We start from the raw sequence: 19,856 nt of genomic DNA, 5'->3' as shown, positions 1-19,856 counted from the left end.
CAGCGCGGGCCTTTTTCCCCCCTTTGCCCGTGCCACCCATGAACGAGATCCCTTCCCAACCCGCCCAGGACGCTCCCGCTGCCGGAGAAAAAAACGGTTTTGACCTCACCCGGCTGCTGCTGCCGGGGGGCATCGCCCTGGCCCTGTGCCTGCTGCTCTGCATCTGGCTGTGCATCGACATCTTCACCTGGCCGCTGGGGACGCGCCAGCGCATCCTCATGTGCCTGCTGCTGTTTGGCCTGCTCCTGCTGCTGGGCCTGGGCGCCTGCCTGTGGCGCGGCATCTATCTGCCCCTGCTCACGGCCTTGCGCGAACTGGGCCCCGATGCCGACGGCCGCATGCCGCAAGGCTCGCCCGTGCCCGCCATCACCTGCCGCATCCGCCGCATGCACGAAAACATGCAGCGGACCCGCCTGGCCCTTGAGGAAAGCCACGAGAACCTGCGCCAAAACCTGCGCCAGACCGAAAAGATGGCCCTGGTGGGCAAGCTGGCCGCCGGTGTGGCCCACTCCATCCGCAACCCGCTGACGGGCCTCAAGCTGCGCCTGTTCTCCTTCACCCGGGGCATGGAGCTTTCCCCGGCCCAGCAGGAAGACGTGCAGGCCATGAACGAGGCCGTGCGGCACATGGAAGCCATCACCAGCAACTTTCTGGAATTTTCGCGCCGCCCGCGCCTGAGCAAGGAGCCGCTGGACATGAGCGAGGTGCTGGACCGCACCCTCATCCTGCTGCAGCCGCGCATGGAAGCCTACAAGGTGACCCTGCGCCGCACACGCCATGCCCCCCTGCCGCGGGTGGACGGCGATGCCGAACAGCTGCGCGAGGCCCTGGCCAACCTCATCATCAACGCCTGCGAAGCCGCAGGTACCGACGGGGAAGTGCGCATCAGCGAGGAGCGCGGCCGTCTGGCCCCGCTGGGGCCCGTGGTGGTCATCCGCATCGAGGACAGCGGCCCCGGCGTGCCCGAAGAACTGCACGAGGTCATCTTCCAGCCCTTCATGAGCACCAAGGTGGAAGGTACGGGCCTGGGCCTGCCCATCGCCCGGCGCATCTTTGAAGAACACGGCGGCTGGCTGCACCTGCACAACGCACCGGGGCACGGGGCCAGCTTCGTCATGGTACTGCCTGTCCGCAAGGGGGACGACGTATGGCTGAGATCCTCATAGTCGACGACGACCACCACCTGCGCCAGGGCTTCCAGCGCCTGCTGGATGCCGAAGGCTACGAGACGCGCACCGCCGCCTCGGCCGAGGAGGCCCTGAACCTCATGCGGGAAAAGATGCCGCAGTGCGTGGTCATGGACGTGCGCATGCCCGGCATGGACGGTCTGGAGGCGCTCAAGCGGATGCGGGCCCTGGAGGGCTGTCCGCCGGTGGTCATCATGACGGCCTATTCCACCACCGAGACCGCCATCGAAGCCACCCGGCTGGGGGCCTTCGACTACATGCTCAAGCCCTTTGACATCCCGCAGGTGCTGGAGCTGCTGCAACGGGCCCTGGCCGCGGGCGAGAGCCAGCGTCGCCACGAGGCCCAGTCCGCCGAGGAATCTTTGGGCGAAGAGGACGACATCCGCCTGGTGGGGCACACGCCCCCCATGCAGGAGCTGTACAAGGCCATCGGCCGCGTGGCGCCCACCGATGCCCTGGTGCTGATCCGGGGCGAATCCGGCACGGGCAAGGAGCTGGTGGCCAACGCCATCTGGCGCTACAGCCCGCGCTCGCGCCGCCCGTTCTCGGTCATCAACTGCGTGGCCATCCCCGACACCCTGCTGGAGAGCGAACTGTTCGGTTATGAGCGCGGGGCCTTCACCGGCGCGCAGCACCGCCGCATCGGCCGCATCGAGCAGGCCGCGGGCGGGACCATCTTTCTGGACGAGATCGGCGACATGCCGCCGGGCATCCAGGCCAAACTGCTGCGCCTGTTGCAGGAAAAACAGATCCAGCGTCTGGGCGGCCATGATTCCGTCGACGTGGACGTGCGCATCATCGCCGCCACCAACGCCAATCTGGAACAGGCCGTGGCCGACGGGCGCTTCCGTGAGGATCTGTACTACCGTCTCAAGGTGGTGACCCTCTGGACCCCGCCGCTGCGCGAACGCCGCGAGGACATCCCCGCGCTGGCGGCCTTTTTGCTGCACCGGCAGGCCGCCGAGCTGCACCGGCCCGACCCCGGTCTGGAAGAAGACGCCCTGCGCTATCTGGCCGGTCTGGACTGGCCCGGCAACGTACGCGAACTTTCCAATGCCCTGCAGAAGGCCCTGGTCTTCAACAGCGGCGCCCCGGTGAGCATCCGCGACCTGCAGCTGGTGCTGGACTCCCCGGCAGGCCATCCCCCCGCTGCGGGCCCCGGCCTCAATGGCAACGGAGATGCCGTCCCTGCCCCGGGCGTACGCCGCTCTCCCGTCGGTACGGGGAACGGCATCCACGAAGGCGAAGGCCCGTACGAGGACGCTCCGGCTCCCGCCCCCGCTGCCGCGCCCCACAACGACGAGCAGCGCAGCCTGGCCAGCATCGTCACGGCCTGTCTCCAGTCCGGCGATCCCTCGCCCTTCGACACCTGCATGGACATCATGGGCAGGGCCGTGGTGCGCGAGGCCCTGCGCCAGTGCCGGGGCAACCGTTCGCAGGCGGCCCGCCTGCTGGGGCTTTCCCGCCCCACCCTGCTGGCGCGCATGGAAAAATACGGTCTGAAGATCGAGACCCGCATCAGCGACGAATGAGCCCCGCGGGACAAAACGCTTTCGTCGTCGCCCACCTGTGGCATTCCAGAGGCCTGCCGGTCTCCGGCGGGCCTTTTTTCTTGCCTGCCCGGCACAGCAGCCTGTCCCACCGCCCGCCCTCCGCGGCAAGGACCGGCCCGGCCAAAGACGCGCCATGGCGCCCCATCATGCCCCGCCGCGCCGTGGGACCACCTGCCCCGGCTCTCAAAGCGGCAAAGCCGAATGGCCGGTGCCTGCCGCATCAGCACCTCTTTCCGCCAGGGAAAAGGGCAGCTTGCCCGGCCGTCAGACATAAAAAAAGGCGCCGCCCCGAAGGGCAGCGCCAGGAAAACTCAGGACAGGCTGAACTTACTTGTTCAGGCCGCAGGCGTCGTCCACCTTGAAGAAGGCAGCAGCCTTGGCGCCGCACACGGGGCAGCTGTCACAGGGGCCTTCGTGGGTGTAACCGCAGACCTTGCAGACGTAGAAGTCGACGTTGTCGAAAGCGTGGTTGTCGGCAGCGGCCTTCTTGTACAGGTTGGCGTGCACTTCTTCCACCTTGTTCACCATGTCCATGTACTTGGCCACGGCGGTCTGGCCTTCGGCTTCGGCGTCCTTGATCATTTCAGGATACATCTTGGTGAATTCGTAGGTCTCACCACCGATGGCGTCCTGCAGGTTGGCGGCGGTGTCACCGATCTTGCCGGCGTTCTTCAGATGGGTGTGGGCGTGGATGGTTTCGGCGGCGGCAGCGGCGCGGAACACCTTGGCCACACCGGACAGGCCTTCCTTGTCGGCAGCCTGGGCGTAGGCGAGGTATTTGCGGTTGGCCTGGGATTCACCGGCGAAAGCAGCCATCAGGTTTTCGAGAGTCTTGCTCATTGTGGTTCTCCTTGGGGGGTGTATGTTCAAAAAAATGTCGTCTTAATCAGGAACTATTCCTGTTTACTGAAAACTCATGCCTTTGTAAAGCATTTTTTTGCGTATTTTTATCTCCGCCCCCAATACATAAGGCCCGGATGGCCAACGTCAATGTCCCGGAGCCGGATTAATGCCATCTTTCCTGCGCCAAAAGCGCTTATGCCGCGCGTCCGCCCGCAACGCTTGCGGGCCGGGCCAAGGCAGGCTAAAAAAACGGCATGACAGCGACCACATCCCTTGCACAAGCCCTTTCGGCCCAGGACATCATCCGCCATTACGACCTGATGCCCCATGTGGAAGGCGGCCACTACCGGCGCATCTGGTGCAGCTCGCAGGATCTGCAGCCCGAAAGCCTCCCCTGCGGCATCTGCGGCAGCCGTCCGTGCAGCACGAGCATCCTGTATCTGTTGCAGGCCGGCGAGCGCTCCCGCCTGCACCGCATCCGTCAGGATGAATTGTGGCATTTCCATCTGGGCGGTCCCCTGCGCCTGTATTGTCTGACCCCCGACGGCCAGGAGCTGGACCGCATACTGGGGGCCGATATCCTTGCCGGGCAGCACCTGCTGCTGCCCATGCCCGGCGGTTGCTGGTTCGGTGCCGAGCCCTGCCCGGGGACGGATTTTTCCCTGGTCTCCTGTACGGTGGCGCCGGGCTTCGACTTTCGCGACTTCGAACTGGCCAGGGCCGCCTGCCTGGTGCGCCGCTACCCCTTTGCCAAAGAGCGCATCGAACATTTTTGCCAGCTGCCTGACGGCTGCCCCGATCCCGGGGAAGGCGGGCGGGCATGAGCCGCTTCCCCATCCCCGCGGCCGATGCCGCCGCCCCCTTCCAGACCGAGATCATCATCCGGCGCAGCCGCTTTTTGACCCACTGCGCGCATACGCCCGGCATGGAAGCCGCCCGCGCCTTCGTGGAGCAGATCCGCACCAAACACGCTGACGCCACCCACAATTGCTGGGCCTTCGTGGCCGGAGCGCCGGGCCACAGCGGCCAGGTGGGCTTTTCGGACGACGGCGAGCCGCACGGCACGGCCGGACGCCCCATGCTGCAGGTGCTGCTGCATTGCGGCGTGGGCGAGATCACCATGGTGGTCACGCGCTGGTTCGGCGGCGTCAAACTGGGCACCGGCGGTCTGGTGCGCGCCTATCAGGATTCGGTGCGCGAGAACCTGGCCACCCTGCCCCTGGCGGAAAAAGTGCCCACCGTGGAGCTGGACGTGCAGCTGGACTATGCCCATCTGGACCGCCTGCACCGTCTGCTGCCCACGTTTGAAGCCCGCGTCTGCGCCGAGGCCTATGACCAGGCCGCCCGGGTACGCATCTGCCTGCCCAAGGCCCTGCGCGGCCCCTTTGAGGAGGCCATCGCCGGACGTACCGACGGCCGCGCCCGCTGCACCCTGGTCGACGGAGCGTAAGACAGGAGCGCTGCCGGCAAGCCGCGTCCTGCCATCCCCGTCAACGCGTCTCCGGCATATCCATAAGTAAGGATCCTCGTCCAGGCCTGCCGCGCATCCGGCAGGCGCAGGCCCCACCTGTCTTTTCAGACGCGCCTCTTCCAGAGGAAAATGGCCGGCAGCCTCCCGCTCGGGACAGGGCCTTCTCCTGCATAAAAAACGGGCCCCGCCTGCTGTCCGGCAGACGGGGCCCGTCCTTTTTTCAAGCTCATGGGAAGGGGATCAATGGTCCCTGTCCCGGAGCGTCCCTACTCTATCACCTTCACCGGCACATCGGGAGCCAGGCGCACGATACCGTCGATGATGACCTGTTCCCCGGCCTTGAGCTCGCCTTCCACCACGCTGGTGTCACCGGCCTCGAAAACGATGTTCACCTTGCGGTAGGAGGCCTTGCCGTCAGCACCGGCCACATAGAGGTAGTTCTCCTCGCGGCCGCTCTGCACGGCCCGGCTGGGGATGGCCAGGGCCTGGCGCGCCATGCCCAGCGGCAGTTCCACGGTCACGAACTGGCCGGGCCAGAGGCGGCGGTTCTCATTGGAGAAGGTGGCACGCAGCTGGATGGTGCCGGTGGTGGTATCCACACTGTTTTCCACCAGGGTCAGCAGGCCCTTTTCGGTCTGCCCGCCCGTGGGGGTCACGTCCACTTCCACCGGCCCGGCGTGCATGCGGTCGAGGATCAGGGAAAGATGCCGCTCCGGCACCGAGAAGGTCACATAGATGGGCGAAAGGGTGTCGATGCTGACGATGGGCGTGGTATCGGAACTGCGCACCATGTTGCCCTTGTCCACCTTGAGACCGCCCACGCGGCCGCTGATGGGCGCGCGCAGGGTGCAGTAGGAAAGATCGAGGGCGGCGCTTTCCACCGCGGCCTTGTCGGCCTGCACGGTGGCACGCAGGGCCGCGGCCTCGGTGGCGGTCTGTTCGTAGGCCTCGCGGCTCACATAGCCGTTGCCCACCAGCTTGCCGTAACGGCCCGCATCATTGGTGGCTTTGTGCAGCTGGGCCTCGGACTTGGCCAGCTGGCCCTTCTTTTCGCGCAGGGTGGCTTCAAAAGGACGCGTATCGATGGTCAGCAGCACATCGCCTTCCTTCACGTCCTGGCCTTCCGTAAAATGCACCTTTTCTATCTCGCCGGTCACACGGGGGGTGAGCCCCACGCTGGCGGAAGCCTTGACGTTGCCCACAGCGCCGAGCACACGCGGCACGTCCTGCGGCTGTACCGTCATCACATGCACGGGCGCGGCCTGTCTGCCGCCCTGTCCGTCCTTGTCTCCGGAACAGGAGGCCAGCACGGGGGCGAGCAGGAGCAGGAAGATGGCAAGATGTTTCATGGCAGTCCTCACGATTTTCTGAATGATGCCTCAAAAACGTTGCACACCAGGCACATCGCGTCAAGAAAACAAATGGAGGCCCTGCCCGGGAGCGCTTGCCCGCCCTGCCTTCCCGGACGGACCGCGGCCCCGGGACAATTGACTTTCCCCCCTGTGCGGGCATAATAATCCCGCGGCGGGAGAGCCCGCGAACTCATCCGAAATTTCCGATGCTGGAGGCACAAGAATTGGCAAAAAACCGCGCATTGCAACAGTGGCGGGTGGAAGATTCCATCGAACTGTACGGTATCCGCAACTGGGGAGCCGGCTTTTTTACGGTGTCCGATGAAGGGGACGTGGTCGTCTGCCCGCAGGGCCCCAAAGGCCCGCAGATCTCCATCCCGGAGATCATCTCCGGCTTGCGTGAACGCGGCTATGACATGCCCGTGCTGTTGCGCGTGGAAAACATCCTCGACTCCCGTATCGCCAGCCTGCACGAGTCCTTCCGCAAGGCCATCAAGAACCTGAACTATCAGGGCCAGTACCGCGGCGTCTTCCCCATCAAGGTCAACCAGCAGCAACAGGTGGTGGAAAAGATCGCCCAGTTCGGTTCCCGCTACCATCACGGTCTGGAAGTGGGCTCCAAGGCGGAACTCATCGCCGCCGTCTCCCTGATGCGCGATACCGAAGCCTGCATCGTCTGCAACGGCTACAAGGACGAGGAGTTCATCGACCTGGGCCTGCAGGCCCAGCGTCTGGGCTTCAACCTTTTCTTCGTGCTGGAGATGCCCAGCGAGCTGGACGTGCTGCTCTCCCGCAGCCGTGAACTGGGCATCCGCCCCAACATCGGCGTGCGCGCCAAGCTCTCGGTCAAGGCCAGCGGCCACTGGACCGACTCCGGCGGCGAGCGCTCCACCTTCGGCCTTTCCCCGGCCCAGATCGTGGACGTGGTGGACAAGCTCAAGGCCTGCGACATGCTGGACTGCTTCCGCCTGCTGCACTACCACCTGGGCTCCCAGGTCTCCAACATCCGCGACATCCGCACCGGCGTCATGGAAGGCGCGCGCCTGTATGTGGGCCTGGTGCAGGAAGGCGCGCCCATGGGCTACCTTGACCTGGGCGGCGGCCTGGCCGTGGACTACGACGGCTCGCACACCAACTATATTTCCTCGCGCAACTACAATCTGGACGAATACAGCGCCGACATCGTGGAAGCCATCATGAGCATCCTCGACGAGCAGCAGGTGCCGCACCCGCACATCATCACCGAATCCGGCCGCGCCACCGTGGCCTACTATTCCGTGCTGCTGTTCAACGTGCTGGACGTGAGCGCCGTGGAAGAAGCCCAGCTGCCCGCCGAGCTGCCCGAGGACACCCCCGAGCCCGTGCTGAACATGCGCGAGGTCTACGGCAACATCAGCCTGCGCAACCTGCAGGAATGCTACAACGACGCCATCTACTACCGTGACGAGATGCGCAAGCTCTTTTCCACGGGCCGCGTGAACCTGCGCCAGCGCACCCTTTCGGAACGCTTCTTCTGGGCCATCATCATGCGCATCGCCCAGGAGAAGGTGAAGCTCAAGACCGTGCCCCGCGACCTGCAGGACATCGACGTGAGCCTGGCCGACATCTACTACGGCAACTTCAGCGTCTTCCAGTCCCTGCCGGACAGCTGGGCCATCGACCAGCTCTTCCCGGTGATGCCGGTGCACCGCCTCAACGAGTTCCCCTCGCGCCAGGGCATCATCTCGGACATCACCTGCGACTCTGACGGCCGCATCGACCACTTCATCGACCCGCAGGGCCTCAAGACCACCCTGGACCTGCATCCCCTGAAGGACGGCGAGGAATACTACCTGGGCGTCTTCCTGGTGGGTGCCTATCAGGAGACCCTGGGCGATCTGCACAACCTCATGGGCGACACCAACGTGGTCTCCATCCGCGTCAACCCCGACGGCGGCTATGAGTACGTGCGCGAGATCCGGGGCGACTCCGTGGCCGACATCCTGAGCTATGTGGAGTACGACCCCCGCCGCATCCTGGACGACCTGCGCGCCACGGCCGAACGCGCCGTGCGTGCCGGACGCCTGACGCCCAGCGACCGCTTTGCCGTGCTCCAGGCTTTCGAAGACGGCCTGCGCGGCTACACCTATTTCGAACGCTAGGCACATGCCCCCGCATACGACTTCCGTGATGGCCGGCAGGGGATCCTCCCTGCCGGCCATCATTCTGACCCTGGCGGCCAGCAGCTTCGTCATGGCCTTTTTTTGCTGGCTCAGTCCCCGGGAAGCGGATGACATCATCTATGCCGCCGGGCTCTCCATGCCTTCCCTGACATCAGCGGGACAGCCTGTGTCCGCGACGGCCCCGCCGTCTTCACTGGCCGATCTGCTGCGCCTCCAGTGGCAGGAATATCTGCAATGGAACGGCCGCTTCATCGGCCAGTTCCTGGCCCGCTGCCTGCTGCTGGCCCCGGACTGGCTGCATGCGGTGCTCACGCCGCTGGTCCATACGGCCCTGCTGTTCTTCAGCCTGCTCCTGCTCTGGGGAAAACGGTGGCGAAAAAAGCTCGTCCCCTGGCAGATCATCCTGCTGGGCGGACTGCTGTGGTTCATGCTGCCGGCCTTCGGGTCGGCCTTCTTCTGGCGTACAGGTACGGCCAACTACGGCTATACCCTGCTGCTGGCCGTCCTCTTCCTGCTGCCCTATCGCTTCTGGCTGGACGGGAGCCTGTCCCGCCTTCCCGGCGAAGCTGCCTTCCTGCTGGCCGGTCTGCTGGCCGGCTGGAGCAATGAAAGCCTGGGGATGCTCCTGATATTGCTGGCTCTGGGGGCCTGCGTGGTCCAGAAAAAAGCGGGCCGACACCTGCCGCTCTGGGCCGTGGCAGGTCTGGCAGGAGCCGTGGCCGGCTGGCTGGCGCTCATCGCCGCACCGGGCAACCTGGCCCGTGCCGCCGCACTGGGATCGGGACTGGTCCCGCTGGCCTCCTGGAAAGCCTTCCATAGCTTCCTCATCTTCTGGAGCACCCAGCAGCTGGAGCTGCTGCCGCTTTACCTGCTGGATCTGGGGGCCCTCGTTTGCCTGTACCGTCGCCGGGAGCTGTCCCGGGATATCTGGCTGCCCGCCCTGCTCCTGTTCCTGATGGGACACGCCTGCATCGGCGCCTTCGTCCTGAGCCCCTCCCGCGCCGACAGGGCCATGACCGCCGGTTATTTCTGGCTTGTCCTGTCCACATGCGCCCTGCTGTTCCGCCTTTCTGTCCCCCGCCTGTTCGGATACGCGGCACGCAGCCTGTTCCTGCTGCTGCTCGTTTTCTCCCTTTGGCAGCAGGCCCAGGTCTTCCGGCAGGCAGCCCCCCTGATAGCGGCCAAACAGGCCGCCGCGCGGAACGGCACGCTGGATGTCCGCCATATGGATTATCCGGGCAGCGACAAATATTTCTATCCCAGCTACCATACGCGGGACGCCATCCTCATGGGTCCGACACAGGAGTGGAGCCGGCTGGTGCCCTGGCAGGATGCCCGTCCCCTGCCGGGGATGCCGGATATCAGGGCTTTCGCGACCAGCCACATGCTCTATCTGGACGGCCTGGATGACCGCCCTCTCCACCTGGCCTGCCACACCCATGAGCAAACCATCTCGTCCATGCTGCGAGAAGTCATGCTCCACCTCACCCCTCCGCCTGCGGCCCCGCGCGGAGCCAACGCCCTGAACCCCTGGTTCAAACCGGCCGTGACCAGGGGCAAGGACGGCAAGGCCCTGGTCCATCTCCGGGGGCTGCGCCGGCTTGAGGACATCGCGTACATCGGCCGGGAAGATGCCGGTGGCCAGGTGGTCTGGCAACGCCTGGACTGGCCATCCGCCACCTCATCCCGGCCATAAACGAAACGGCCCGATGATCCCCACCGGGCCGCCGTGATCAGCAGCGTCCTGCCATCATCCCTTCAGACCGCGCTTGGACGCCTTGATGGGGTTGATCTTCTTCTTGGCTTCGTCGGTGTAGACCGGGATGCGGTGGGCATTGGCCTCGGCCAGACGGACGGGATCCAGATCGAGGGCCAGCAGACGGGCCCTGGTGGTGGCCCTGCTGCCGGAATAACGGTGGGGGTCCGCCAGGTTCCTGTCCAGATAGCGGGCGCTGGTCAGATACAGGCCGCGCTCGTCGATAGCCAGGCAGAATTCCTGCCCGTTTTCCATGACGGTCTGGATGACCATGCCGGAAGTCGTCCCGAAGCGATTGTCCATACGCTCTCCTTTGCTGGGTGTTTGTGTGAATATATAGAAAAAGAATTTCATTTTCAATTAAATGTCCCGACAAATTTTTTGATGGCACGGCTTCTCCTTCGCCACGAACAGCTAGGAAGGACAGGAGCACTACTTTCGCAGACAGGGGACAGACAGGCATACGCGGCCTTCCAGGGATGCTGCGCTCCCGTCCTTCCTGATAATATTCGCCAGTGGGAGGGGGGGATGGAGAGTGCAGGGGGAAGGCCCCTTTGGCGCGCGAACTGGCGACCCAACGACGGCCCGCAGGGACGCGTCCGTTACGACCAGGCCCTTCCCCCTGAAAAAACATCACTTATCCATACAGATGGCAGCGGACCCGCCAGCCAGGCTCCAGCTCCTTCCACTGCGGTGCTTCCTCACGGCAGCGTTCCGTGGCCTGCGGGCAGCGGGGATGGAAACGGCAGCCCGGCGGCGGATCCAGCGGGCTCGGCAGCTCGCCCCGGATGTTCTGCTGGGGCGCACGCACCGGGCTTTTGCCGTCGCGCAGATCCTCAAAGGAAGGCACCGAGGCCAGCAAGGCGCGGGTATAGGGGTGGGCGGGCTCCCGGAGCAGGCGCTCGCGCGGGCCCTCTTCCACGAAGCGGCCCAGATACATGACCAGGATACGGGGGCACATGAAGCCCACCACGGCCAGATCGTGGGAAATGAACAGATAGGCGGGCCCAAAGTCCTCCTGCACCTGCCGCAGCAGGTTGAGGATCTGTGCCTGCACCGAGGCATCCAGCGCCGAAACGGGCTCGTCACAGACGATGAGGTCAGGATGGGTCATGAGCGCCCTGGCCACGGCGATGCGCTGCCGCTGGCCACCGGAGAACTCGTGCGGATAGCGGCGCTCCAGACCGGCCAGGCCCACGGTGGCGAACATGTCCCGCACCCGCTCCCGGCGTTCCTTGCGGCTCAGTCGTTCCCCGGCCAGCAGGCTCTCCTCCACCGAGGTGCCCACCGTGCAGCGGGGATCGAGGGAAGAGAACGGATCCTGAAAGACCATCTGGATGCGCCCGGCCGCCATGCTGCCCGCTCCGGCAGACGGCAGCGGCGCGCCCCGGAACAGGATGCGGCCGCCGGTGGGACGCTGCAGGCCGCAGGCCAGACGGCCCAGCGTGGACTTGCCGCAGCCGGACTCGCCCACCAGCCCGAGGCTCTGGCCGGGCCGCAGGACAAGATCCACCCCGTCCACGGCCCGCAGATGGCGCACTTCGCCCAGCATGCCCTGACGCACCGGGAAATGGCAGCGCACATCCTCCAGCGTCAGCACGTCGTCCCTGGTCCCGCTCTCCATCACAGGCCTTCGTCCACCTGCGCTTCGGCAAAGGTGGCCATCTCGTTGAAGATGTTCACGGCGCAGCGCAGCAGATGATAGGCTACGGCGCCGCCGGTGCCCTCGCCCAGCCGCATGTCCAGGTGCAGCAGGGGCCTGCCGCCGTCCAGCGCGCCCAGGGCGGGCACATGGCCGGGTTCGGCCGAGGCATGGGACAGGATGGCGTACTGGGCCACCAGCGGGCAGATGCGCACCGCGGCGGCATAGGCGGCACTGCAGATGAAGCCGTCCACCAGGATGGGCAGGGAACGCGACGCGGCCCCCAGCATGATGCCGGCCATGATGGCCAGCTCAAAACCGCCCAGCGCGGCCAGGATGTCCACCCCGTCGCCCTTCAGGGCCGCGGCGTTGACCTCCAGGGCGCGCCGCACGATGGCGGCCTTGTGGCGCACCCGCTCGGGATCGGAACCGGCCCCCGGGCCCGTGGCCTCGTCAGGGTCGAAACCGAACAGCGCGCAGTTGATGGCCGTGGCCGGCGTGGAGTTGCCGATGCCCATCTCGCCGGTGCCGAAACAGCGATAGCCCTTGTCCGCGAACTCCTCCACCAGGGCGACGCCGTGACGCAGGCCCTGCAGGCAGGTCTCGCGGCTCATGGCCGGGCCCTTGCTGATGTCGGCGGTGCCGTCACCCAGACGGCGGTCGATGAGCAGCTCGTGCGGCTCGTAGGGACCACCGGCGCACCCGGCATCCACCACGCGCAGATCCATGCCGCTGCTGCGGCACAGCACGTTGACCCCCGCGCCGCCGTTGAGGAAATTGCGCGTCATCTGGCGGGTCACGGCCTGCGGCATGGGCGAGACGCCCTGGGCCGTCACGCCGTGGTCCCCGGCCACGGTCAGCATCAGGGCCGGAGTCACGTTCAGGGGAGTGACGCCTCCGGCCATGGCGTACAGGCGCCGGCCCAGTTCTTCCAGGCGCCCCAGACTGCCGCGCGGCTTGGTCAGGTTGTCCAGATGGGCCTGGGCCTTCTCCAGCAGGGAGCTCTCCAGGGGACGGATAAAGAGGCCCGGCAGGGCGGGCACTTCCACAGCCTCACGATATACGGGAACTTGTTTCATGTTTTTCTGTGTAACGTCTTGCCCGGCCCGGCGCAAGCGTGGCCCGTCTTTACCTGCGTGACGGCCTGTATTAGAAAAGGCGGATCCTGCGGGAAAGACCGCATCGGGCGTGGCCCGCCCGGACAACGGCACGCCATCGCCGCTGTCCGTCCACGGCGGCCCGCTCCCCTGCCTTTTCGGCCTTCCCGTCCTTTTTCCATCCGCAACGATCACGGAGTTGACCATGCATCCGTCGTTTTCCCTGTTCCTCGGCCTGCGCCGTGCCGCAGGCACCCTGGCCTGTCTGGCCCTGCTCTGTACGGCCACGGCCCCTGCCGCCGCGCCCGTGCCGGATTCCAGCCCGCGCATGACCCCTGTGGTGCGCGCCGTCCAGGCCACGGCCCCCGCCGTCGTCAACATCACCAGCACCCATGTGGTGGAGCGCCAGCGCATCTCGCCCATGGAACAGTTTTTCGGTTTCGGCCCGGGCTTCGACCAGCCCCGCCGGCAAAAACGCGTGAGCCTCGGCTCCGGCGTCATCGTGGACGGCAAGCGCGGCCTGGTGCTGACCAACGCCCACGTCATCGCCGGTGGTGACGAGGTCATGATCCACCTGCAGGACGGCCGCCAGTTCCCCGCCGTGGTCAAGGGCGCGGAGCCGGACTTCGACCTGGCCGTGCTGGAGATCCAGGGCCCCCATGACCTGCCCGCCGTGCCCCTGGGCGATTCCTCCGACCTCATGCCCGGCGAGACCGTCATCGCCATCGGCAACCCCTTCGGCTTCAACCACACCGTCACCACGGGCGTGGTCTCGGCTCTGGGCCGTACCATCCGCAGCGAGAGCGGCGTCTTCACCGACCTTGTCCAGACCGATGCCGCCATCAACCCCGGCAACAGCGGCGGTCCCCTCCTCAACCTCGAAGGCCGTCTGGTGGGCATCAACACCGCCGTCCATGCCCGCGGCGAGGGCATCGGCTTCGCCATCCCGGTCAACAAGGCCCGTCGCGTCATGGATGACCTTGTGGGCCAGGGCCGTGTAGCACCCTTGTGGCTGGGCCTGGCCGCCGACGACGTGGACCAGCGCATGGCCATGGCCCTGGGCCTGCGCGAGCCCCGCGGCATCATCGTCACCCGTCTCTACCCCGGCAGCCCGGCGGACAAGGCCGGCATCGAGCCCGGCGACGTCATCGACAGCATCAACGGCTCGCCCGTGCGCGACCGCCGCGAATACGTGAACATCCTGCGCAACCAGGTGCCCGGCGCCGAATTGACCCTGGGCGTGCTGCGCGGCGACAAGCCGGAAAAGATCCGCGTGAAGCCCGCCTCCTTCGACGATGCCACGGCCCTGTCCCTCATGCAGGAGAGCTGGGGCCTGCGCGTGCGCGAGGCCGACGGCCTCATGCTGGTGCGTGAGACGCGCCGCCCCGGCCCCACGGATTTCCTGCGCCCCGGTGACGTCATCGCGGCCATCGGCGGCATGCGCATCCGCACCACCGCCGATCTGGTCAACGCGTTCCGCCGGGAACGCCTGGCCAATCAGGTACTGATGCAGATCGTCCGTGACGGCCGTCCGTATTACGCGCGCGTGCTGCTGCAATAAACGCGCCGGACACGTCCCCTGCGACGATGTGCAAAGAAATCTTCCCTTGACAGCCCAAGGGGGGGGACGCTATGCATTCCCTTGGGTGGGGAGACCCCTCCCCCCGAGGACTACAAGAAACGTACGTTTCAACATCTGGAGGACACAATGGGCTACAATGTGAATGTCGATACCGACAAGTGCGTGGGCTGTGGCGAATGCGTGGACGTTTGCCCCGTGGAAGTTTACGAAATCAAGGACGGCAAGTCCGAACCCGTGAACTCCGAAGAGTGCCTGGGCTGCGAATCCTGTGTGGAAGTCTGTGAAACCAGCGCCATCACCGTTGAAGAAGCCTAAGCCCTAAGGGTGCCCAAGCACCTGCAAATCAAAGTGCCGCCGGGCGTTTCGTCTGGCGGCACTTTCATAACCAGCGGAACGACCCCAATGATTCCTGATCTTCAGCCCATTTTTGCCGAATACGAAAAACTCCGCGCCAGCTGTGACGCCGTGTTCGAACGTATCCGGCACGACCATGCCCAGTGCGTCACCTGCAAGGAAGGCTGCAGCGATTGCTGTCATGCCCTGTTCGACCTTTCCCTGGTGGAGGCCATGTACATCAACCGGGCTTTCCAGCAGGCTTTCGACTACGGTCCGCAGCGCTCGGCCATCCTGACCAGGGCCGCCGAGACCGACCGTCATCTGACCCGCCTCAAGCGCGAGCTCTTCCGGGAAGAAAAGTCCGGCAAGAGCCCCGAAGCCATCATGGAAGAAGCCGCGCGCATCAAGTGCCGCTGCCCCCTGCTGGGCGATGACGACCGCTGCCTGCTCTACCAGGCCCGTCCCATCACCTGTCGCCTCTACGGCGTGCCCACCGCCATCGCCGGCCAGGGCCACGTCTGCGGCTTCGCCGCCTTCGAAAAGGGCAAGCAGTACCCCACCGTCTATCTGGACAAGATCCAGAGCCGCCTGGAAGACCTGAGCCGCGAGATCGGCCGCACCGTCAACAGCCGCTTCCGCGAGCTGCACGAAGTCTACGTGCCGCTCTCCATGGCACTCATCACCAATTACGACGAGGCCTACCTGGGCATCGGCCCGGCCAAGCCTGAAAAATAGGGAGCGCACCATGCCTTCCGAGCTCAGTTTCATTCCCGCTACCGTGTTCCGCGACGGCACGCCCCAGCGCCTCAACGAGGAACAGGAACAGCTCAAGCGTGAGATCTACGAGCGCATGAACCCGCGGCGCCGCAAGTTCGTGGACCGCATCGGCTACGATAACTGGGACCCCTTCCAGAAGCCCAACGATCCTCTGGACGTACGCCTGGACGTGACCAAGCGCACTACCCAGCAGCTGGTGCGCGAGTTCCTCCAGCTCAAGGCCGCCAGGAACGAGCAGTACGGCAACGACTATGGTCGCGGCGTGCTGGAATGCGCTCTGGGTATTGTGAACCGTGACGAAAAATTCCAGGGCATCACCGACTTCTGCCTCTGGTATCATGATCTGCTGAAAAAAGAGGGCCACATCCTATGAAACAGCGTTACGACGATATCGACGAATATATTGCCGACCTCAAGATGGAGATCGCGGCCAACGAGCAGTGCGCCAACCATCACTACAACCTGGGCCTGGCCCTGCTGAGCAAGCGTGACTTCGTGGGCGCCGAAGAGGCCCTGCTCAACGCCGTGCGCAACTCCCCCCACCTGGCCGAAGCCTACGTGCAGCTCGGCGGCATCTGCCTGGAACGCGGCGACCTGGAAGGCTGCCTGCGCTACAATGAAGAAGCCGCCCAGTGCCGCGCCAAGTTCCCCGTGCCGTGGAGCAACATCGCCTTCGTGCACCTGCAGCGCGGCGAGCCGGACAAGGCCATCACCGCCCTGAAGAAGGCCCTCAAGTGGGATCCCGACTTCGTGCAGGCCAAGAACGCCCTGACCACCGCCTACTACATGCAGGGCGACTTCGAAGCCTGCGAAAAGCTCTGCAAGGAGATCCTGGACAAGGAACCCGCCTTTGCTCCCGCCTGGAACAACATGGCCCTTGCCCAGTTCGACCTCGGCAAGTACGCCGAAGCCCGCCAGTCCGCCAGCAAGGCCGCCGAGCTGGGCTTTGAAGTGCCCGAGGGCTTCCTGGAAGAGCTCAAGGCCAAGGGCGTCTAGCATACGACGCGCGCCATCGCTGCCCTGAGGCAGTGTAGTTTTGATGAGGGGGAGAGGAGACCTTTTTGAAAAAAGGTCTCCTCTCCCCCTCATGCTCCCCCACTCCTCCCAAAAACTTTTCTTCCGGTCCGGATGGGCGGTCCCCGCCTTCGGGCGACGGGCAGGACATCTTGTCACGCCTGGGACGCATATGTCCTGCGGCCTGTGTCCCGGCAGGTGCGTTTTTGCCCGCTGGAACAGCCTGGGCCAGGGCCCCCCACGCGGAGCGCTCCCGTAAAAGGACATCTTGCATACATGAAAAAAGGGCAGCCCGTGGGCTGCCCTTTTGCCGTTCCATGGCCCCCCTATGGCAGGGGGGTAAAATATTTACGGAAAACGCCGCTCTCCGTTCTCTCAAGCCTGAATAAAATGGGACTTGGAGGAGAGAGCATGCGATGGGAAGGTCATTTTTCCTACGCGGGAGCGGAGCGGATGCCACCCCGCAGGGCCGTTGCCCGTGAGCGATGCCCAAAGTTACGGGATCGGCACAGCAGTGAGTGAGGCACCCCTCGGGCATCCTTCCGGCCCCGCTCAATCTTCCTCATCCGCCACATCGGGCAGGCTGTTCTTTTCCAGCTGCCAGCGGCTCAGCCCATTGAGGATGCAGCGGCGGGAATCCTTGGCCACGCCGTACAGGGCCTTGAGGGTCTCGCTCATGTCGCTGCGGGCGGTGTTGCCGGCCGAAGGGCAGGCATTGGCCCACAGGGGCAGCTCCCACTGCTTGGCGGCCTTGATGATGTATTTCTTCTCCACCAGCAGCAGCGGCCGGATCAGATGCAGCTTGCCGCCGAAAAAGGGCTCGTTCATGCTCATGCCGTCCACGCGGCCGTTGCGGCACAAATTCATGAAAAAGGTGGAGACCAGATCCTCGGCATTGTGCCCCAGGGCCAGATGGGTGAGCCTGTACTGCGAGCACAGCTCGAACAGACGCTTGCGGCGCAGCCAGGCACAACGGAAACAGGGGGAACGGCGCTGGTTCTCGGCCGAATGGGCGTGCGGGCCGAAGTCCGTCACTTCCAGATGCGAGGGGATGCCGTGCTGCGAAAGCCAGGCGGCCAGCGGCATATGGCTTTGCGGGTCGAAACCGGGGTTGAGATGGATGGCCATGATCTCGAAACGGAAGGGCACGATGCCCTGCCGGATATGCAGGGTCTTGAGCAGCACGAAGCTGTCCACCCCGCCGGAAACGGCCACGCCGATGCGGCAGCCGGGCCAGATCATGCCTGTCTGCTGCATGGCCTTGCCGGCGCTCTTGACGCAGACCTCCTGCGCATAGGAGCGTTTTTCGCGCATATGTCCTCCTGCCCCGCAGGGCATGTAGTGCGTTGATCGGGGGCGGCGGACAGGCAGGGACGATTTTCCGGGTCTCCGGCCTTGACAGCCGCACAAAAGACCAATAGCATAACTCGCTTGGGCAGGCAAAGAGTTCTGCCCCTATTGCGCCGCGCCCGCTGCTGTCGGGTACGGCGGCATTCATTTTTACACTCCGCCCGCTGTCTCGCGGGCAAGCCGGAGGAACTATGGCCCGCATTACTGTGGAAGATTGCCAGGAACGCGTGAACAACCGCTTTTTGCTGGTCCAGATGGCCATCAAGCGTGTGCGCCAGTACCGTGAAGGCTATGAGCCCCTCATCGAAAGCCGCAACAAGGAAGCCGTGACCGCTCTGCGCGAGATCGCCGCGGGCAAGGTGCTGCCTGACGACATGAGCCTGTACAATCCCCTGCCCGAAGGTCAGGAGCCCGCCAAGAACGAAGGCTAGAGGCCATGGCACAGCGAGACTATTACGAAGTTCTGGGGGTGGACCGCAGCGCCAGCGAGGACGAGATCAAAAAAGCCTATCGCAAGCTGGCCATGCGCTACCATCCCGACCACAACCCCGGTGACGCCGAAGCCGAACAAAAGTTCAAGGAAGCTGCCGAGGCCTATGACGTCCTGCGCGACGCCGAAAAGCGCGCCCGCTATGACCGCTTCGGTCATGCCGGCGTGCAGGGCGGCATGGGCGGTGGGGGCTTCACCAGCAACGAAGACATCTTCGCCCATTTCAGCGATATCTTCGGCGATCTTTTCGGCTTTGCTTCCGCCGGCGGCGCACGCGGTCCCCGTCCCATGCAGGGCGCCGACCTGCGCTACAACCTGAAAGTCACCTTCGAGCAGGCCGCCACGGGCGACGAGATCCCCCTGACCCTGCCCAAGCACGTGACCTGCCCCGACTGCTCCGGCAGCGGTGCCGCCCCGGGCAGCCAGCCTGAGACCTGCCCCCAGTGCCACGGCACCGGTCAGGTGCGCCATTCCCAGGGCTTCTTCCAGATCGCCATGCCCTGCTCCACCTGCCAGGGTACCGGTCAGGTCATCAAAAAGCCCTGCCCCCGCTGCAAGGGCCAGGGCATCGTGGAAGAACGCCGCGAGATCGTGGTGCGCGTCCCTGCCGGTGTGGACACCGGCACCCGCCTGCGTGTGCGCGGTGAAGGGGAACCCGGCGAGCACGGGGGGCCTCCAGGCGACCTGTATGTGGTCCTGCATGTGGAGCCCAGCAAAAAGTACGAACGCCAGGGCCAGGATCTCATCTACACCTGCGAGATCAGCTTCGTACAGGCGGCCCTCGGCCACCGCGTGGATGTGCCCGGCCTCAAGGGCCCGCTGCCCCTGGACATCCCCAAGGGCATCCAGAGCGGTACCCTGCTGCGCCTCAAGGGCGAGGGCATGCCCTACCCCGGCCGCAGCAACCGCGGCGACCTGCTGGTGGAAGTCAAAGTCCTGACCCCCACCCGTATCTCGGAAAAGCAGGCCGAGCTGCTGCGTGAATTCGAACGCCTGGAAAGCGAAAGCCCGCTGGACAAGGTCAAAAAGCTGGGCAAGAAGCTGGGCAAAAAAAATGGGGCTGGACTAGGGCGCGGATGCGCACGAGGACGGATCCCCTCCTTTCCCCAAAGCATTGATGCAAAAGGGTGACAGTCGCAAAGACCGTCACCCTTTTTCTATTGGAACTTCCTGCTATACAGGCCGCCTCTCCATGGGCCTGTCCCACCGGAGCTGGAAGAGCGGGGACGGCCCACAGCACGGGC

Annotated in this window: 19 protein-coding genes; 13 read left to right on the top strand and 6 right to left on the bottom strand. The window is 65.1% G+C overall.

Features of this window, described 5'->3' with window-relative positions:
• Window positions 1-38: 38 nt before the first annotated feature.
• Both DESPIG_RS09990 and DESPIG_RS09985 read left to right on the top strand, forming a co-directional pair.
• Window positions 39-1,166 carry a sensor histidine kinase gene (locus DESPIG_RS09990; RefSeq protein WP_006008188.1) on the top strand — a complete coding sequence of 376 codons (1,128 nt, stop codon included), beginning with the start codon at window positions 39-41 and terminating at the stop codon, window positions 1,164-1,166.
• The gene (locus DESPIG_RS09985) at window positions 1,148-2,719 is read left to right on the top strand and encodes a sigma-54-dependent transcriptional regulator (RefSeq protein ID WP_006008186.1); all 1,572 of its coding nucleotides are present in this window, start codon (window positions 1,148-1,150) and stop codon (window positions 2,717-2,719) included. Before DESPIG_RS09990 ends, DESPIG_RS09985 begins: the two co-directional genes overlap by 19 nt.
• Before the next feature lie 348 nt (window positions 2,720-3,067).
• On the opposite strand, the gene DESPIG_RS09980 is transcribed toward DESPIG_RS09985, so the two are convergent.
• Window positions 3,068-3,580, bottom strand: coding sequence for a rubrerythrin family protein (locus DESPIG_RS09980; protein ID WP_006008182.1), 513 nt, complete (start codon window positions 3,578-3,580; stop codon window positions 3,068-3,070).
• 257 nt (window positions 3,581-3,837) lie between these two features.
• Between DESPIG_RS09980 and DESPIG_RS09975 the strand changes: the two genes are divergently transcribed.
• Window positions 3,838-4,407 (top strand): cupin domain-containing protein, encoded by a 570-nt coding sequence (locus tag DESPIG_RS09975; RefSeq protein WP_006008180.1) that lies wholly within the window; start codon window positions 3,838-3,840, stop codon window positions 4,405-4,407.
• Complete coding sequence (locus tag DESPIG_RS09970) at window positions 4,404-5,033, top strand: YigZ family protein (RefSeq protein WP_006008178.1); 630 nt, start codon at window positions 4,404-4,406, stop codon at window positions 5,031-5,033. Before DESPIG_RS09975 ends, DESPIG_RS09970 begins: the two co-directional genes overlap by 4 nt.
• 287 nt (window positions 5,034-5,320) lie before the next feature.
• Here DESPIG_RS09970 and DESPIG_RS09965 read toward each other — a convergent pair whose 3' ends face one another.
• The gene (locus tag DESPIG_RS09965; RefSeq protein WP_006008176.1) at window positions 5,321-6,403 is read right to left on the bottom strand and encodes an efflux RND transporter periplasmic adaptor subunit; all 1,083 of its coding nucleotides are present in this window, start codon (window positions 6,401-6,403) and stop codon (window positions 5,321-5,323) included.
• Window positions 6,404-6,630: 227 nt separating this feature from the next.
• Between DESPIG_RS09965 and speA the strand changes: the two genes are divergently transcribed.
• Both speA and DESPIG_RS09955 read left to right on the top strand, forming a co-directional pair.
• Window positions 6,631-8,547, top strand: coding sequence for a biosynthetic arginine decarboxylase (gene speA / locus DESPIG_RS09960; RefSeq protein WP_040369942.1), 1,917 nt, complete (start codon window positions 6,631-6,633; stop codon window positions 8,545-8,547).
• A gap of 4 nt (window positions 8,548-8,551) precedes the next feature.
• Complete coding sequence (locus DESPIG_RS09955; RefSeq protein ID WP_147589016.1) at window positions 8,552-10,264, top strand: DUF6056 family protein; 1,713 nt, start codon at window positions 8,552-8,554, stop codon at window positions 10,262-10,264.
• Window positions 10,265-10,318: 54 nt separating this feature from the next.
• Here the strand turns inward: DESPIG_RS09955 and DESPIG_RS09950 are convergent, their stop codons facing one another.
• From DESPIG_RS09950 to cobT, 3 genes are all read right to left on the bottom strand, one after another.
• Entirely contained in the window at window positions 10,319-10,627 is a 309-nt protein-coding gene (locus tag DESPIG_RS09950; protein WP_040369806.1) for a hypothetical protein, read from the bottom strand.
• A 334-nt stretch (window positions 10,628-10,961) separates the two neighbouring features.
• Window positions 10,962-11,948: an ABC transporter ATP-binding protein gene (locus DESPIG_RS09945; RefSeq protein ID WP_006008166.1), complete on the bottom strand. Its 987-nt coding sequence runs from the start codon at window positions 11,946-11,948 to the stop codon at window positions 10,962-10,964.
• A complete protein-coding gene (gene cobT, locus DESPIG_RS09940; protein WP_050760312.1) occupies window positions 11,948-13,045 on the bottom strand; it encodes a nicotinate-nucleotide--dimethylbenzimidazole phosphoribosyltransferase in 1,098 nt (365 codons plus the stop codon). Before cobT ends, DESPIG_RS09945 begins: the two co-directional genes overlap by 1 nt.
• Window positions 13,046-13,268: 223 nt before the next feature.
• On the opposite strand from cobT, the gene DESPIG_RS09935 reads away from it, so the two are divergent.
• The 5 genes from DESPIG_RS09935 (at window position 13,269) to DESPIG_RS09915 (ending at window position 16,754) form a co-directional block, all read left to right on the top strand.
• Window positions 13,269-14,624, top strand: coding sequence for a trypsin-like peptidase domain-containing protein (locus DESPIG_RS09935; RefSeq protein ID WP_050760311.1), 1,356 nt, complete (start codon window positions 13,269-13,271; stop codon window positions 14,622-14,624).
• 147 nt (window positions 14,625-14,771) lie between these two features.
• Complete coding sequence (locus tag DESPIG_RS09930) at window positions 14,772-14,960, top strand: ferredoxin (RefSeq protein WP_040369804.1); 189 nt, start codon at window positions 14,772-14,774, stop codon at window positions 14,958-14,960.
• A gap of 87 nt (window positions 14,961-15,047) precedes the next feature.
• On the top strand, window positions 15,048-15,716 hold the full coding sequence (locus DESPIG_RS09925; RefSeq protein WP_006008159.1) for a hypothetical protein: 669 nt from the start codon (window positions 15,048-15,050) through the stop codon (window positions 15,714-15,716).
• A 10-nt stretch (window positions 15,717-15,726) separates the two neighbouring features.
• A complete protein-coding gene (locus DESPIG_RS09920; protein ID WP_006008157.1) occupies window positions 15,727-16,131 on the top strand; it encodes a hypothetical protein in 405 nt (134 codons plus the stop codon).
• Complete coding sequence (locus tag DESPIG_RS09915) at window positions 16,128-16,754, top strand: tetratricopeptide repeat protein (protein WP_006008154.1); 627 nt, start codon at window positions 16,128-16,130, stop codon at window positions 16,752-16,754. The genes DESPIG_RS09920 and DESPIG_RS09915 overlap by 4 nt, the downstream gene beginning before the upstream one ends.
• Before the next feature lie 570 nt (window positions 16,755-17,324).
• Here DESPIG_RS09915 and DESPIG_RS09910 read toward each other — a convergent pair.
• On the bottom strand, window positions 17,325-18,086 hold the full coding sequence (locus DESPIG_RS09910; protein WP_006008150.1) for a tRNA lysidine(34) synthetase: 762 nt from the start codon (window positions 18,084-18,086) through the stop codon (window positions 17,325-17,327).
• Between the two features lie 227 nt (window positions 18,087-18,313).
• On the opposite strand from DESPIG_RS09910, the gene rpoZ reads away from it, so the two are divergent.
• Both rpoZ and dnaJ read left to right on the top strand, forming a co-directional pair.
• Window positions 18,314-18,553: a DNA-directed RNA polymerase subunit omega gene (gene rpoZ / locus DESPIG_RS09905; protein WP_006008148.1), complete on the top strand. Its 240-nt coding sequence runs from the start codon at window positions 18,314-18,316 to the stop codon at window positions 18,551-18,553.
• Between the two features lie 5 nt (window positions 18,554-18,558).
• Window positions 18,559-19,743, top strand: coding sequence for a molecular chaperone DnaJ (gene dnaJ, locus DESPIG_RS09900; RefSeq protein ID WP_006008147.1), 1,185 nt, complete (start codon window positions 18,559-18,561; stop codon window positions 19,741-19,743).
• The last annotated feature ends 113 nt before the right edge of the window (window positions 19,744-19,856 follow it).

This window comes from Desulfovibrio piger ATCC 29098 (assembly GCF_000156375.1).
GTDB lineage: Bacteria > Desulfobacterota > Desulfovibrionia > Desulfovibrionales > Desulfovibrionaceae > Desulfovibrio > Desulfovibrio piger.
The sequence above is the reverse complement of the archived record's forward strand: the minus strand, read 5'-3'. Positions and strand labels throughout refer to the sequence as shown.